This is a genomic window from Burkholderia sp. Ac-20353 (assembly GCF_017104785.1).
GTDB lineage: Bacteria > Pseudomonadota > Gammaproteobacteria > Burkholderiales > Burkholderiaceae > Burkholderia.
On record NZ_JAAGPL010000021.1, the window covers coordinates 62,099 to 76,746 of the forward strand.

12 protein-coding genes are annotated in these 14,648 nt (G+C 64.3%); 3 read left to right on the forward strand and 9 right to left on the reverse strand.

Annotated features, from left to right (window positions below):
* Positions 1 to 7 precede the first annotated feature (7 nt).
* The 4 genes from G3N94_RS10295 to G3N94_RS10310 all read right to left on the reverse strand — a co-directional run bounded on the left by G3N94_RS10295 (position 8) and on the right by G3N94_RS10310 (position 4,618).
* Positions 8 to 1,636 (reverse strand): hypothetical protein, encoded by a 1,629-nt coding sequence (locus G3N94_RS10295; RefSeq protein WP_205792277.1) that lies wholly within the window; start codon positions 1,634 to 1,636, stop codon positions 8 to 10.
* 326 nt (positions 1,637 to 1,962) lie between these two features.
* On the reverse strand, positions 1,963 to 2,607 hold the full coding sequence (locus tag G3N94_RS10300) for a response regulator transcription factor (protein WP_205792278.1): 645 nt from the start codon (positions 2,605 to 2,607) through the stop codon (positions 1,963 to 1,965).
* A 43-nt stretch (positions 2,608 to 2,650) separates the two neighbouring features.
* Complete coding sequence (locus G3N94_RS10305; RefSeq protein ID WP_205792279.1) at positions 2,651 to 3,589, reverse strand: S1C family serine protease; 939 nt, start codon at positions 3,587 to 3,589, stop codon at positions 2,651 to 2,653.
* A gap of 171 nt (positions 3,590 to 3,760) precedes the next feature.
* Positions 3,761 to 4,618 (reverse strand): oxidoreductase, encoded by an 858-nt coding sequence (locus G3N94_RS10310; RefSeq protein ID WP_205792291.1) that lies wholly within the window; start codon positions 4,616 to 4,618, stop codon positions 3,761 to 3,763.
* 119 nt (positions 4,619 to 4,737) lie between these two features.
* Here G3N94_RS10310 and G3N94_RS10315 point away from each other — a divergent pair, with 119 nt between their 5' ends.
* On the forward strand, positions 4,738 to 5,706 hold the full coding sequence (locus G3N94_RS10315; RefSeq protein WP_205792280.1) for a LysR family transcriptional regulator: 969 nt from the start codon (positions 4,738 to 4,740) through the stop codon (positions 5,704 to 5,706).
* Between the two features lie 89 nt (positions 5,707 to 5,795).
* On the opposite strand, the gene G3N94_RS10320 is transcribed toward G3N94_RS10315, so the two are convergent.
* Positions 5,796 to 6,143, reverse strand: a complete 348-nt coding sequence (locus tag G3N94_RS10320) for a septal ring lytic transglycosylase RlpA family protein (RefSeq protein WP_205792281.1) — start codon at positions 6,141 to 6,143, stop codon at positions 5,796 to 5,798.
* Positions 6,144 to 6,748: 605 nt separating this feature from the next.
* Between G3N94_RS10320 and G3N94_RS10325 the strand changes: the two genes are divergently transcribed.
* Positions 6,749 to 9,004, forward strand: a complete 2,256-nt coding sequence (locus G3N94_RS10325) for an EAL domain-containing protein (RefSeq protein WP_205792282.1) — start codon at positions 6,749 to 6,751, stop codon at positions 9,002 to 9,004.
* A 24-nt stretch (positions 9,005 to 9,028) separates the two neighbouring features.
* Here G3N94_RS10325 and G3N94_RS10330 read toward each other — a convergent pair whose 3' ends face one another.
* Genes G3N94_RS10330 through G3N94_RS10340 form a run of 3 tightly spaced genes read right to left on the reverse strand, consistent with a single transcriptional unit; the run spans position 9,029 to position 12,758 of the window.
* On the reverse strand, positions 9,029 to 10,321 hold the full coding sequence (locus G3N94_RS10330) for an MFS transporter (protein ID WP_205792283.1): 1,293 nt from the start codon (positions 10,319 to 10,321) through the stop codon (positions 9,029 to 9,031).
* A gap of 16 nt (positions 10,322 to 10,337) precedes the next feature.
* Positions 10,338 to 11,510: a porin gene (locus G3N94_RS10335; RefSeq protein WP_205792284.1), complete on the reverse strand. Its 1,173-nt coding sequence runs from the start codon at positions 11,508 to 11,510 to the stop codon at positions 10,338 to 10,340.
* Between the two features lie 60 nt (positions 11,511 to 11,570).
* Positions 11,571 to 12,758 (reverse strand): M20 aminoacylase family protein, encoded by a 1,188-nt coding sequence (locus G3N94_RS10340; RefSeq protein ID WP_205792285.1) that lies wholly within the window; start codon positions 12,756 to 12,758, stop codon positions 11,571 to 11,573.
* 122 nt (positions 12,759 to 12,880) lie between these two features.
* Here G3N94_RS10340 and G3N94_RS10345 point away from each other — a divergent pair, with 122 nt between their 5' ends.
* Positions 12,881 to 13,795, forward strand: a complete 915-nt coding sequence (locus G3N94_RS10345; RefSeq protein ID WP_205792286.1) for a LysR family transcriptional regulator — start codon at positions 12,881 to 12,883, stop codon at positions 13,793 to 13,795.
* 87 nt (positions 13,796 to 13,882) lie between these two features.
* On the opposite strand, the gene G3N94_RS10350 is transcribed toward G3N94_RS10345, so the two are convergent.
* On the reverse strand, positions 13,883 to 14,296 hold the full coding sequence (locus tag G3N94_RS10350; RefSeq protein WP_346778681.1) for a CoA pyrophosphatase: 414 nt from the start codon (positions 14,294 to 14,296) through the stop codon (positions 13,883 to 13,885).
* Positions 14,297 to 14,648: the final 352 nt, after the last annotated feature.

Genomic DNA, 14,648 nt, shown 5'->3' on the forward strand with positions numbered 1-14,648 from the left:
GGTCACCTCAATGCTGATCAAGATACAGCCTGGCCTGACGGACCTCCGGCCCGACTACGTCAGCGTCCCGCGTGAGCGCAATGAGCTTCCCGTAGTAGAGCTTCGCCTTCTGCTTGTCCTGCGCCAGACCCGCCGCCTTCGCCGCACCATACAGGCCGCGCAAGCGGTTCGGAGTCGCCTGCATGGATGCCTCATATTCCTTCAGCGCATCGGCAGGTCGCTTCAGATCGAGCAACATCTCGCCCAGCTGTTCGCGCATCGGATAAAGCCGGTTCTCCATCGCAACATTCTTTTCGCTCCCATCCTCCAGGTCGGCCGCGGAGCGCATCTGCTTCAGCGCGTCATCGTCCCTGCCCTGCGCATGAGCCAGCCACGCCGAAGCAGCCAGGATCTGTACCTGGACCTGCTCAGCCCAGTAAGGCTGGTTCGACTGTTCGAGTTTCGCGCGCAACTGCGTGAGCATGTCGATATTCGTCTGCGCCATGTCCGCGTTGCCGCTACGGGCGCAGCCCAGCGCGCGGGCAAAGTACGTGATTGCCTCGGCCTGCGGCCAGCGACTGCCACGCGGCTCCAGCGCGGCAGCTTCTTGCCAGGCGCCGCGCTCGAGCGCGTAGCGTGCCGGGATGGCTTCCAGCCCGGTATAGGTTCCCAATCGGTCGAACGGAAATTTCGTGGCAGCATTGGCGTCGTCGCGCACCTGTTTTGCATGTGCGTACTGGCCCATCTGCAGATACGCGTACTCCATGAAGTCCCATGAATGGGGCGCCGACGGGTGGGTGGCACCCGGCCAGCTCCTGGCGGTTTCTTCGCGCATCACCTTCAGCGCCGCTTCGTTCGATTTGACGGACGCGGCCCACATGCCGAGCATCGAGTAGATGTGCGAGGGCATATGCACAGCGTGCGGCGCCGCCGGAGCGATCTGCGCATATTTGTTGGCGAACGGCAATCCACGCTGCGCGAGCGGTGGGTAGTCGTAGCTGTGGATCAGGTAGTGGGCAATACCGGGATGGTCAGGCTGCTCGCGGTAGATTTTCTCCAGGATCGCTGCTGCCTTGAGTTGGTTGGCGTACGTTTTGTCACTGGGCTGCGCAGCCTCGTTGAGTGCGAGCGCGTAGAAGATCGCGGCCTCCGAATCGTCGGGATATTTCTGCGTCAAGCGCGCCATCGCTTGCTCGTATGCCAGCGTGCGCTGACTTTGAGGGACCTTGTCGTAATCCTTGTAAAACGCCTCGGCTGCCAGCAGCCAGTCACGCTCCCGTTCTGTCTTGGGACCCAGCGCGAGGCCTTTCTCCACTGCATTCGAACCGCTCTTGAGTGCCGTCTCGTCGAAAGGCGGAACCAACGGATTGGGACGCTGCGCCATCGCAAGGCCCCAATACGCAATCGCACATTGCGGATCGGTCTTGATGACGGCCTCGAACGCCTTGAGCGTCGCAGGGTAAAAGAACGAATGCAGCATCGCCAATGCCTTCTCGAACTGGACTTGTGCTGCAGCGCTGCATGAAGTCGGGAACTTCACCGTGCCGAACTTCCCGCCCGCCGGCTCGGCAGCGACGTGTTCTTCATGTTGGGCGAGCACGGGAGCGGCTGCGACGGTCGCGAGCACGCATGCGCAGATGAGCTGCTTGTGATTCATGATGACCTCCTCCGCGGAGCGAAGGGCGTACTTCACGCACGATCGTCGAAAGTGGTGCCGGGCGGCCCGGCTGTGCTGTCCCCCACGATGCCATTGTGGTGAGAGAAGCCTCGGGGCGCCGCGTGCGACTTCGATTGAAGGAATTGAATGGCGGGACTCTTTTGTTTCTAGTCAACGCCGATGCCAGCCAACACGCTCGGAAACCCTGAGAGGGTTCACGTTCTCACGCGCGGATCGAACGCCCATGCAGCCGTTCGTGACAGATCACCGTCTCCTCCGCAGGTGGACGGGCGACGGGTTCACGCCAGCACCGGCCTGACGACCGACTACACCATGATGAGACCGTGTCGCATCCCCTGCATGACAGCCTCGGTGCGGCTGCTTGCGCCGAGCTTGCCGAAAATGGAGGACAGGTGGAATTTCACCGTGTTGTCCGAGATGTCGAGATGACGCGCGATTTCCTTGTTGCCAAGCCCTTCGGCAAGCATCGTCAGCACCTCGATCTCGCGTGGGGTGAGCATTTCGATCAGCGTCGCGGATGCCATCTGGCGAGGCCCCTGTCGCGCCGCCAGCAGCCGGGCGAGGATCTCCGGGGAGAGCACGCAAAGGCCCGCGGCCACGGCTTCGATCGCGGCGGTGATTTCGCCGGGCGTCGCGCCGCGCGGCAGCAGTGCCGTCGCGCCGCCCGCCAGCGCGTCATGGATCCAGTCGCTGTCCGCGTCGTCCGTGAGCAGCACGAGCGCCGTCATCGCGGGATGGCGGTCCGCTCCCGGCGCCGGCAGGTCGCCGGCCTGCGGCGCCAGTTCGGCCACGACGACATCCGGCCATTCGCTGGCAATGCGATCGGCGATCGCCGCAACATCGGCCGCGCTACCGGCGAAATCCAGCGTCGGCGTCGCATCGACAAGCGCCTGCAGGCTTGCGCGCGCTTGTGGCGACGCGGCGACGACGGCAACCCTGAGCGGGCTCATCGGAATCATCCCGGCATTCGGCATGCGACGCGTTGCACGATTCTCAGCAGCATGAATTTCGTTGCGGGCGTTCGGCCACCGTGACCGTGCATTCGCCGCGTTCGCCGCCGCGGATCAGCCCGATCTTCAGCGATTGTCCGATGCGCTCGCCGCCAAGCGCGGCATGCACGTCGTCCATGTCGCGACACGGCCGGCCGTCCAGCTCGATCAGCACGTCCCCGATCAGCACCCCGCCCTGCTCCGCGGGCCCGCCCGCCGCAAGCGACACCACCAGCAGCCCGCGCTCGGAAGCCAGATTCAGTTTCGTCACCCACGCCTGCGGCAGGTTCACCGGCTGCGTGCCCACGCCAAGGTAGCCGTGCGAAACACGCCCCTTTCTCGACAGCTCGTCGCACACGCGCGCCACGGTCGTGGTCGGAATCAGCATGCCCGCACCCGACGCCAGCGCCGATGTGCACAGGCCCATCACCCGCCCCTGCATATCAGCGAGGGCCGCACCGGAGAAACCGGGGCGCAGCCCGCCGTCCAGTCGCACGAACGCGTCGAACTGACCGCCTCGCCAGCTACGCCACGGCCCGCCGGCCGTGCCGACGACGCCGAAATCCGCGCTGGTGCCGAGTCGGTCCACGCGCGCCACCGCGAGCACCAGATGGCCAGCCTTGAGCGAACGCGCGTCGCCAGTCTCGACCGGGCCCGGCGCCGCGTCGCCGATCCTCAGTACGGCCAGGTCGGTGCCAAGGTCCCGTCCTGCCAGCACGGCCGCCACGGTACGACCATCGGCCAGCGTGACTTCAATGCCTTCTTCGTGCCGGATCGTATGCGCGGCCGTGACCACCACGCCCGGTTGCCAGATTACTCCACTGGATGGAAAGCGGTGCCGCCCGTGCACCGCGACGACACTCTGGCCGACGCGCTCGGCGATGGCCGCAAGGTTCGCGGAAAGATCCTGCAATGGATTTCCGCTGGAGGTTGGGGTTTCCATGTGACGACTCCTGCCATGTGCTGCGTGAACCGATGCTTCGCTCGGCCTACCGGCCTGAAGATGACAGGCAGGCAAGCGCGGACGAGTGGTTCCACGATGACAGGCGCGCGACGGACGCGCACCACCCTAACGGGTAGCCTGCGCGTCTTGCCGAACCGCCGCCTTCCTCACTCACGCAGCAAAGTCAGTCGATGCCGACAGTTCCTTCCACGCTTCCGTTTCCTGCGTCACGTAAGCGTTTTTCGCAGCAATGGCAGCCAGCGTGTCCGTACCAAGCGGAAGACGCAACGGCGGGTTCGACGCGTCAACCAGCGCGATCATCGCGACCGCAAGCTTCGTCGGGTCGCCAGGCTGGTTGTGATTCATTTGCACGGCCTTGCGGCGAACCGCGCCCGAGGTTTCGTCGTAATCGTCGATCACGTCCGGTGCAACGACCAGCGAGGACGCATCCAGAAAGTCCGTACGAAAATACCCCGGCTCGACAACCGTCGCGTGAATGCCCAGCGGTTTCAACTCGGCATGCAACGCTTCCGTCATGCCCTCGACGGCGAACTTCGTCGACGAGTACACGCCGAAGCCCGCTGCGGCCCGATAGCCGCCAACCGATGAAATATTGATCAAGTGGCCCGAGCGGCTCGCGCGCATCACCGGCAACACAGCACGCGTGACGTTCAGCAAGCCGAATACGTTCGTGTCGTACATGCGCCGCACGTCCTTGTCGGCGGATTCCTCCACCGCACCCAGGAGGCCGAAGCCGGCGTTGTTGACCAGCACATCAACGCGGCCGAATTTCTCCACCGCCGCCTGCACCGCCGCCTTTGCCTGCGCGTCGCTGGTCACGTCCAGCACAACCGGCAGCAACGCGGCCGACTCGCCAAGACGCTCGGTGATGGCCGCGACATTGCGTCCGGTGGCCACGACCGCGTTGCCGTCCGCGAGCGCGGCTTCGGCAATCAATGCGCCGATCCCCCGCGACGCGCCGGTGATGAACCATACGCGCTTGAACCCGCGTTGTTGACCGTCAGCCATGATGTCTCTCCTACGTGCGTGATGAAGTGATGCCATCGTAGACGTGACGATTGGCACCCACTAGCCACCCATTAATGGAGTCATAATCAACTTTTATTTGCGAATGCGGGGCCCCGGAAATGAACGGAATTCGTTCGATCACCATTTTCGTGCGCGCGGCGACGCTAGGAAGCCTGCGTGGCGCGGCAGTCGACCAGGGCATCTCGCCGCAAGCCGCGAGCCATGCGGTGATGCAACTGGAGAAGGAACTGGGCGTGCGGCTCTTTCATCGGACCACCCGCAAGCTGAGCCTGACGGAGGAAGGCCAACGGCTTTTCGACAGCGTGAAGCCGGCGCTCGCGACGCTGTCGTCCGCGCTCGACGACGCCCGGCGCTCGAAGGAGGAAGTGGCTGGCATGCTGCGCGTGAGCGCGCCGCGCGCGCTCGGGCTCCCGGTCCTGTGGCCGTACTTCGAGGAATTCCAGAAGCGCTATCCGAACGTGCAACTCGAAGTGCAATTCGACGATCAGTTCACGGATCTCGTGACCGAGCGCGCCGACGTGGGATTTCGCGGTGGACCTCCGCCATCGGGAGGCTCGATCGCACGCCGGCTGGTGCCGATTCAGCTGATCGTGTGCGCATCGCCGGAATATATCGAGCGCAACGGCGCGCCGCGGACCATCGAGGAACTGGCTCAGCATCGCTGCACCGGGTACCGGCGCGCAAACACGGGCAAGCTCGCGCAGTGGGCGTTCCAGATCGGCGATGAGATCGTCTATCGCGACGTGCCCGCTGCCCTCTGCGTGAACGACACGGAAATGGAAACGCATGCAGTGCTATCGGGCCTCGGCATCGGGCAATTGGGTAGCTTCAATGCAACGACGCATATCCGAAGCGGCCGCCTCGTTCCGTTGCTGACGCAGCACGTTGCCGAGCACGGCATGATCTACATTTACTATGGACATCGAACCGAGCAATCGCTGCGCGTGAGGACATTCATCGACTTCATGATCGAGCGGATGGCCGGTAACCGGAACTTCTTCCTCGATCCGTCGGAGCTTCGCGCCGGGAAGCCGCAGCAGGGTCGCGCGGCAAGGGGGCTTGGCTAGTCGCTGCCTTGACGATGAGCGCGCTAAAGAACGGACGTTGGAATCCCCGACGGTTGCTTTCGGGCAGATTGAGTACTTCAGACCAACCTTCACTTCCCCGTCGTCAAGATTCCGTCGCCGTCCGACCCCATCTGCATGTTCGCAGTGCTCTCCACACGTTCAATCCGTACTTGCATCGACCGTGCGTCGGTCAAACCCAAGGCCTTCGCCGCGGCATACGAGAGATCGATAATTCGTCTTTTGACGTAGGGTCCGCGATCGTTGACGCGCACGACAACCGACTTCCCTGTTGCCAACGAACTGACGCGCACATAGCTGCCGAGCGGCAATGTTCGATGGGCAGCCGTCAATGCGCCGCCATCATAGCGTTCTCCGTTTGCGGTCCGATGCCCCTGAAACGTTGCCGAATACCAAGACGCCTCGCCGGATTGCAACATCTCGTGTCGCATGCGACAGGAATCAACGCTGCACGCAGCATGTTCGGACGCCATCTGTCCGCAAGCGGCGAGCAAAGCGCAGATTCCCAAGACTCCCAAATTGCGGAGTGATAGCACAATAGACCACATGTCAGTGTCTGCTTAAGGTTCAACGGATATTATCACCCGCGGTGCGACGGACCGCCCGTTGTCGGTGCGCGCTGAAGCACGGCACCGCATCATCGCGTGGCTCCGCGTCGCGACCGCTTGGCCGACGCGGTGCCGCCATCGAACGCACACGCTCGAGATCGGGGTAAAGATTTACCTGCCTCCGTCGATATATCGACGAAGGCATCGCCCGAGCGGATTGTGTCAACGCACGTCATTCGCCTGTCCCGGCTTTCATCGTCCTGCATGTAAGATGCCGTGCAATTCAGCGGGGCTGCCGGGATCGAGGCAATGGACTGCCAGTTGGCCCTGTCGCTTACACCCGGCTTTCTCGAGCTTTCCGGAAGACCATGATTCGATTTGCAAGCTCTCTGTTCACCAGACCGTCGCTGTTCATCTACGTCGGAATCGGAATCACGCTCGCGACCACGGGCGTCACGGTCGCCTCGCTTTACGAAATGAGGCTCGACGCGATGTCGCAGGCGCGCGATGCCGCCGAGAATCTCGTGATCTCGCTGCAAAAGGAGATCGAGCGCAATCTCGACATCTACCAGGTCGGCATGCGCGACGTCGCGACAAGTGTCGAGACGCCCAGCATCGCGGGGCTTCCCCCGGAAGTCCGGCAGCTCATCGCGTTCAGTTCGGCCACCCACGCGACGGAACTGGGTGCGCTGTTTGCGACAGACGCAACAGGCAAGCTCGTGCTCGACTCGCGTTCGATTCAGCCGCGCAAGCTCAGCGTGAGCGAGCGCGATTACTTTCAGGTTCAGCAGCGGCAGAAAAATGCCGGCGTCTACATCAGCGCGCCTTACCAGTCGTACACTGCCGGCCCCGGTCTGCCGCATATCGCGTTAAGCCGGCGGCTCGAGGACAAGAACGGCCAATTCGCGGGCATCGTCGCCGGCACGCTGGGGCTCAACTACTTCCGGAAGCTTTTCGAAGGCTCGATACTCGGCCGGCACGGCACGATTACCCTGCTGCGCACGGACGGAACGGTTCTCATGCGGCAACCGTTTCACGAAGGCGACATCGGCAAGTCGCTCGCGGGCGGCCACTCGTTCCCGCCGCTCGTGCAATCCGATCACGGAACCTATATCGATATCGCCGTGCTCGACCACTTCGAGCGCCTGTACAGCTTCCGGCGGATCGGCAGCTATCCGCTCGTCGTCGTCGTGGGCTTTGCGACGGACGACATCTTCGCAGGATGGCGCAAGCGTGCGATCGCAATCGGTATCGTCAGCGTCATACTCGATGCGCTTCTGATCCTGTTGTCACTGATGTTCAGCAGACAATTGCGCAAGAGACTGGCGATGGAGCGCCGCTTGCAGCGACTCGCGTGGTTCGATTCGCTAACGGGCCTGCCCAACCGGGAACAGCTTCAGATGGAAGCTCGCCGGATCCTGTCGAACGCCAACCGGAATGCGTCGACGTTTGCGGTGTTGTTCATCGATCTGGACCGTTTCAAGCGCGTGAACGACACCCAGGGTCATGCCGCCGGCGATGAAGTCCTGAGCGAAATCGCACGACGCCTGCGGAGCCAGATCCGGAACGAGGACGTGATCGGCCGCCTCGGCGGAGACGAGTTTCTCGCGATTCTGCCGGACTGCGACGTGCTGAAAGCCAAGCAAGTCGCGGCGCGCATTCTGCAGGCCGTGTACCAGCCCATCGTCATCAACTCGAAGCAGGACACCCGCATCACGATCAGCGCCAGCATCGGCATTGCGCTCTCCCCGCACGACGGAGAAGAAACCGGCATCCTGCTGCGCAACGCGGATCTGGCGATGTATCAGGCCAAGAGTGCGGGACGCAACCAGGTGCGGTTCTATGCGCCCGAGTACGAGCGTCAGGCGAAGGAGCAACTCGAGCTGGAAATCGAGTTGCAGCGGGCATTGCGGAGGAACGCCCTGAGCGTCGCCTACCAGCCCAAGGTCGACGCCACCGGTGTGCTATGCGGCGTCGAGGCGCTCGTGCGCTGGGAGAATGACGGGCAAAGCAGTGACGGACAAAGCAGCGACGGGCAACGCAGCATTGCGCCGGATCGCTTCATCGCCATCGCGGAGGAAAGCGGCCTGATCGCGGAGATGGATGCCTGGGTGATGGGCGAGGCCTGCAGGCAACTTGCCGAGTGGCGAGCCGAGGGTCTCGACATCCCCAACATGTCGGTAAACGTTTGCGCCGCCGACTTCAAGCGTCCGGATTACCCGGGCTTCGTCACCGATACGCTTCAGTCTCACGGTCTGGTTGCTGCAGATCTGACGCTGGAATTGACCGAACGGGTCCTGTTCGATGAATCGGCCGACGACATTCGCACGTCGCTCGAGGCCATCCATGCGCTTGGCATCGCCCTGTCGATCGACGATTTCGGCACGGGCTACTCGTCCCTGAGCTACCTCCACCGGTTCGCCGTCAAGGAACTGAAAATCGACAAAAGCTTCGTGCAAGGCATCGGCAGCGACGGAATGGCGGAATCGCTCGCACAATCGCTGATCCATATCGGCAAGATCCTGAAACTGACCGTGACCGCCGAAGGCGTTGAAACGCATGCCCAGCGCGACTTCCTGGGCACGCACGGCTGTCATCTGTATCAAGGGTTTCTGTTCTCGCGGCCGCTGGCCCCTCGCGACTTCGCACGCTGGGTGCGAGCGCGTCGGCCGTCCGCATCGCCAGGCGATCCGGACGCTCAAGCCATCCAGCTCGGCGCCACCCTCACGTAAAACGTCACGCCACTGCCCTCCTGTTCACCGCACGGCGTCCGCGTCCCCGCCCTCCCGAAACAACATCAAACCGACGAGACTCGCCGCACTGCATCCAAGCACATACCATGCTGGCGCGTAGAAGCTGCCCGTCGCGCGCCACATCGCGCCGACGATCAGTTGAGCGAAGCCGCCGAAGACCGTCACGCCGAGCGCATAGATCATCCCGAGCGACATCGCGCGCACTTCGGGCCGCAGCGCATCGAGGATCATCACGAAGCAGGCCGGGCTCGACAGCGTCATCATGCCGATCAGCACAATCACGACGGCGATTGCGGTTGATACCGACGGCCACGTGCGCATCGCGTAAAACGCCGGCAGCACGAGCATCGCCGACACGACGCACACCACGCCCAGCAGCGGCTTGCGGCGACGCACGCGATCCGCGAGCCGCCCCGCGAACGGCGAACCGACCAGCAGCACGACGCCGGCCGTACAGCCCGACAGCAGCGACACCGATGCCGGCATGCCAATCGTCAGCGTCAGGAACGACGGCAGGAAAAACACGATCGTGTACATCGTCGACGTGCCGCCGATCACGAGTAGCGTGCCGGCCACGACCTGCCGCCACGGAATGCGCGCGCGCTCACGCGTCGCGGCGGACGTCGCGTGCGGCAGCGTATCGTCGAGATGACGCCGCAGGTAGAAACCGACCGGACCGATCAGCAGGCCGAGCACGAACGGCACGCGCCAGCCCCACGCGTGCAGCGCGTCCGGCGACAGCGCGCGCGACAGCGTCAGCGCGACGAGTGCGCCGACGAGCGCCGCGCCGCCCTGGCTCGCCATCTGCCAGCTCACGCGTTCGCCGCATCGGCCGGTTGCACCCGACTCCATCAGCAGCGTCGTTGCGGCGCCCACTTCGCCGCCGGCCGAAAAGCCCTGCAGCAGGCGCCCGACGACGATCAGCAGCGGCGCGGCGATGCCGATCTGCGCATAGGTCGGCGCGAAACCGATCATCCCGGTGCCAAGCGCCATCAACGCGACAGTCAGCACAAGAGCGGGCTTGCGCCCGACGCGATCCGCGTATGCGCCGATCGCGACGCTGCCAAGCGGCCGCGCGACGAAGCCGACGCCGAACGTCGCGAGCGACAGCATCAGCGCGCCCACGTCGCTCGACGCTGGAAAGAACAGCTTGCCGATCAGTGCCGCGAAGAAGCTGTAGACGGTGAAATCGAAGAATTCGAGTCCGTTGCCAAGCGCGGCCGCGACGATCGTGCGACGCGTCGTGTGTCGCTCGGCATCGACCGGCACGGCGGCCGTGCGATTCAGTGTGTTCATCGTAAAACCATCCCGCTCAGAAGTTGTGATACATGCCGAGCGACACCGTGACGGGCGTCGTCCCGGTACGCGGCTCGGCGCTGCCCGGCTCGGTCGGCAACGGATTGCCGTTCAGCAGTACCGTCGAGATCCCGTAGTTGCGGATGAATCCCGCGCGCGCATAGAGGCCCGTGCGCTTCGACAGCAGATAGTCGTAGCCGAGCATCACGCCGAGCGCCGAATCCTTCGCCGGCTGGCCGGCTGCATCGCGCACGCCTGATGTATCGCGATAGACGACCGACGCGCGTATCGCATTGACGCCGAACGGCACGATCGTGCCGACCGTGTAGACGCGTGCGATGCCGTCGCCTGCAAGCTTCGGCGCGTACTGGTTGAACGAAGCGGACAGCACGAGCCGCCCCGTGTCGTGGACGACGCCGAGCCCGTACAGGTCGTTGCGCACCGTGCTTGCGCCATTGACGCCCCACATCTGGTTGTAGCTCGCGGCCAGATAGGTCGTGCCGTTGTACCACTGCAGCAGCGCCCCCTGCGCGGCTGCAGTGGGCGCGCGTCCGGCGACGTTGCTCGGCGCATACATGAGCATCAGCGACGTAGTGCCGGCGACGATCGGCGTACGGTATGTGATCGCGTTGTCGACGCGCGCCGGCAACTGTGTCGCGCCCGGGCCGAGGTCCGAGTTGTAGCCGACGCCGCGGCTCGTCTGCACGGCCGCCGCGCCAAGCCAGGTATAGACCGAGTTCGTGCCCACCGTGCCGAACACGTCGATGAACAGCGGCAGCGCCGTGCCGATCTGCTTGCCGAGACGCAGCCGCCCGTAGCTATCCGACGACAGGCCGACCCACGATTGCCGGTTGTAGACCGACTGTTTGTCCTGCTGCGCGCCGCTGTTCGCGAGAAACCCGCTCTCGAGGTTGAACTCGGCGCGCCAGCCGCCGCCGAGGTTCTCGCGACCGAAGAAGCCGAATTTGGACGTCCACTCGCCGCCGCTCTGCGTCTGCCACAGCGACCGGCCGCCGACCGTCTGGTAGTTGATCCCCATGTCGAGCGAGCCGTACAGCGCAACGCCCTCCGTCAGGCGGCCGTTGTACTCGGGAACGGCCGCGAGCAGGACGTCCTGATACGGCACGGCACGCGCACTGCCGGTGCCGAGCGCGAGACAGGCCGCACCCATTGCAAATCGTTTTTTCATTCGCTTTCCTTATCGTTATGTCAACGCATGTCCGGTCGATGTGCCTTCTCCGCGCCTACGTCAGTCCGCTTTCAGGAAGCGTTCGGCGACACCGGCGAGATAGGCCGCGCCCCAGCCCAGCGCGGCGTCGTTGAAGTCGTAATGCGGGTTGTGCACCGAACAGCCGCCCTGCGAATCGACACCATTGCCGAGCAGCACATAGCAACCCGGCACGCATTCGTTCATCCACGAGAAATCCTCGCTGCCCATCACGCCGTCGGGCAGCAGCGTGAGCGCGCCGTCACCGGCGAGCGCCGCGATCGTCTCGACCGCAAGATCCGACGCCGCATGGTCGTTGACGACGACGCGCGAGATCGACTGGTAGTCGACCTGCGCGGTCATCCCGTACGCTTGCGCCTGCGCGTCGACGATCCGGCGGATCCGCGCCTCGATTTCGTCGCGCGTGGCCGCATCGAGCGCGCGCACGGACAACTGCAGCGTCGCGGTCTCCGGAATCACGTTCGGCGCGGTGCCCGAGTGGAACGTGCCGACGGTCACGACCGCCGGCTTCGTCGGGTCGATGTTGCGGGAGACGATCGATTGCAGCGCGGTCACGATATGTGCGCCCGCGACGATCGGATCGCTGGCGAGCTGCGGCATCGCGCCATGCCCGCCCTTGCCCGTCACGGTGATCGTCACCGAATCGGACGAGGCCATCATCGGCCCGTAGCGCAACGCGAAATGACCGACCGGCACGCCCGGCGCGTTGTGCAGCGCGTACACGCGCTCGCACGGGAACCGGTCGAACAGGCCGTCGTCGATCATCCGCTTCGCGCCGCCGAGCCCTTCCTCGGCGGGCTGGAAAATCACGTTGAGCGTGCCGTCGAAACGGCCCTGTTCGGCAAGATAGTGCGCGGCGGCGAGCAGGATCGCCGTATGGCCGTCGTGGCCGCACGCATGCATCGTGCGCTCGACCGTGCTCGCGTACGGCAACCCCGACGCCTCCTGGATCGGCAGCGCGTCCATGTCGGCGCGCAGGCCGAGCGTGCGCGCCGACTCGCCGCGCCGCAGTCGGCCGACCACGCCCGTGCCGCCGATGCCGGTCGTCACGTCGTAGCCCCATTCGGCCAGCCGTTCGGCGACGAGCTGCGCGGTGCGGGTCTCGGCGAAGCCGAGTTCGGGATGGGCGTGGATGTCGCGACGGATCGCGACGAATCGGGATTCGGACTCGCGGATCGCCGCGAGCACGTGCGCAAGTTCCTGCGTCATTGATGGGCTCCTCCATGAGATCGGCCGCCTCGCGACCGTCGCAGCCAATCATAGAGAGACGCTTCGGGTCAAAAAACTCACCAATTTTGATATGAATAACTTTTGGTAATATCCTCCGCATCATGAAAATCCATCAATTGCGCGCGCTCGTCGCCGTCGCGACGGGCGGCAGCATCAAGGCCGCCGCGACGGCGATGCACGTCACGCAACCGGCGGTCAGCAAGGCGATCCAGGAACTGGAGAACGAACTCGGCGTGCCGCTGCTCGAGCGCAAGCCGTGGGGCGTCGTACCGACGCCGGAAGGCGACGCGCTGCTCGGGCGCGCGCAGGCGGTCGTACGCGAGCTCGAACGGGCGCGCGAGGACATGGCGCACATGAAGGGGCTGCGCGACGGCCGGCTCGTGATCGGCTTCACGCCGATCGTCGCGGTGACGGGCTTTGCGGACGCGTATGCCGCGTTCCGGCGGCACTGGCCGCACGTCGAGTGCGAACTGCGCGAACTGACGTTCAACCTGCTCACCGAGCAATTGCGCAACCGGACACTCGACCTCGCGTTCGCCGCCGTCACGGGCCCGGTTGTCGAGTCGGCCGACGTGAAGGCAATCCGCACGTTCGACACCGCGTTCGTCACGCGCGAGAACGGGCGCTTTGCCGGCGCGACGTCGCTCGATGCGCTGCGCGACGCCGAATGGATCCACGCCGATGCGAGCGACAGCTTTCCCGCGTATATCCACGACCTGCATGTGCGGGCGGACCTGCCCCCGCCGCGCTGCGTCACGCGCTGCACGTCGTATGCGCTGTTCTACAGCCTGCTCGTGACCACCGATGCGATTTTTTCGTGGACCCGGCACTCGCTCGCCGAGACCGTTTTCGGCCAGAAGCTGACGCCGTTGCCGCTGCCGATGTCGCCACCGCCGCTGCAGTTGTACCGGCTCACGCCGCCCGGGTTGCAACTGACGCGGCCTGCTTCCGACTTTCTCGCGCATGTGGAAACCGCGTTTGCGTCGCACCCGTCTACCGGTGACGTGCAGCGCTGATGCCGGGTCGCATTGAAGCGATTCGCAAGTCACCCGGCACGAGGCGCACAGTGCGCCCTGTGCCACACGGAGGTCCTGTGCGTGAACCTAGCCGTGCTGCACGCGCTCGCTGTGCGCAGCGTCAAGAACCAGACCTGCCAGCGACTTTAGTATCACCGCGGTAACGCCCCAGATGTCCTGCGTCTGGTCCGCCCAATACCAGGGGCCGGCGCGTTCGCCGTCACTGTATTGCCGTGGCAGCGCCGGATTCAGCAGCGTGGAAAACGGAAACTCGAAGATCTCCTCGACTTCGGCAGGTGCCGCCTCCCATTCGGCCGTTTCCGACACGATGCCGATAACCGGAAAAATGGCGTGATTGCGCTTTCTCGTCTTGTGAATCGGCAAGCACCCGACAAGCCGTATCGCGCCGGGCTCGAGGCGGATTTCTTCGAAAGCTTCGCGCAGTGCAGTCGCGCCGACATTGCTGTCGGACTCCGCCGGACGTCCGCCTGGGAAACTCACATGCGACGAATATTCACTGAGCCCCGACGAACGCTTGTTGACATCCTCCTCCCCCTCTCGCTGACGCTCGCCGGCCCAAGGCCGGGAAGGGGGAGGATTCCTACTGCGCTACGTGATGCTCTACGTAGTCGCGTCGAATTAGAAAGGACTTTCCCGATCCCGTGGCATGCGGATATGCCACGATGGTTGGTGCTGGCAACCCATCTGAGAAGGGGAAAGTCATGGACAAGATTACTCGTATCGGCGTCGATCTGGCCAAGAACCTGATCGTGGTACATGGAGTCGATTCGATGGAACGCGCGGCAGTCAGGAAGGCCATCCCACGGCAGAAGTTCCTCGAATGGTTCGCCAA

What these genes read in the sequence shown, in the direction of transcription:
- G3N94_RS10295 (WP_205792277.1), bottom strand. Translation starts at nt 1,636, where the DNA reads ATGAATCACAAGCAGCTCATCTGCGCATGCGTGCTCGCGACCGTCGCA.
- G3N94_RS10300 (WP_205792278.1), bottom strand. Translation starts at nt 2,607, where the DNA reads ATGAGCCCGCTCAGGGTTGCCGTCGTCGCCGCGTCGCCACAAGCGCGC.
- G3N94_RS10305 (WP_205792279.1), bottom strand. Translation starts at nt 3,589, where the DNA reads ATGGAAACCCCAACCTCCAGCGGAAATCCATTGCAGGATCTTTCCGCG.
- G3N94_RS10310 (WP_205792291.1), bottom strand. Translation starts at nt 4,618, where the DNA reads ATGGCTGACGGTCAACAACGCGGGTTCAAGCGCGTATGGTTCATCACC.
- G3N94_RS10315 (WP_205792280.1), top strand. Translation starts at nt 4,738, where the DNA reads ATGAACGGAATTCGTTCGATCACCATTTTCGTGCGCGCGGCGACGCTA.
- G3N94_RS10320 (WP_205792281.1), bottom strand. Translation starts at nt 6,143, where the DNA reads ATGTTGCAATCCGGCGAGGCGTCTTGGTATTCGGCAACGTTTCAGGGG.
- G3N94_RS10325 (WP_205792282.1), top strand. Translation starts at nt 6,749, where the DNA reads ATGAGGCTCGACGCGATGTCGCAGGCGCGCGATGCCGCCGAGAATCTC.
- G3N94_RS10330 (WP_205792283.1), bottom strand. Translation starts at nt 10,321, where the DNA reads ATGAACACACTGAATCGCACGGCCGCCGTGCCGGTCGATGCCGAGCGA.
- G3N94_RS10335 (WP_205792284.1), bottom strand. Translation starts at nt 11,510, where the DNA reads ATGAAAAAACGATTTGCAATGGGTGCGGCCTGTCTCGCGCTCGGCACC.
- G3N94_RS10340 (WP_205792285.1), bottom strand. Translation starts at nt 12,758, where the DNA reads ATGACGCAGGAACTTGCGCACGTGCTCGCGGCGATCCGCGAGTCCGAA.
- G3N94_RS10345 (WP_205792286.1), top strand. Translation starts at nt 12,881, where the DNA reads ATGAAAATCCATCAATTGCGCGCGCTCGTCGCCGTCGCGACGGGCGGC.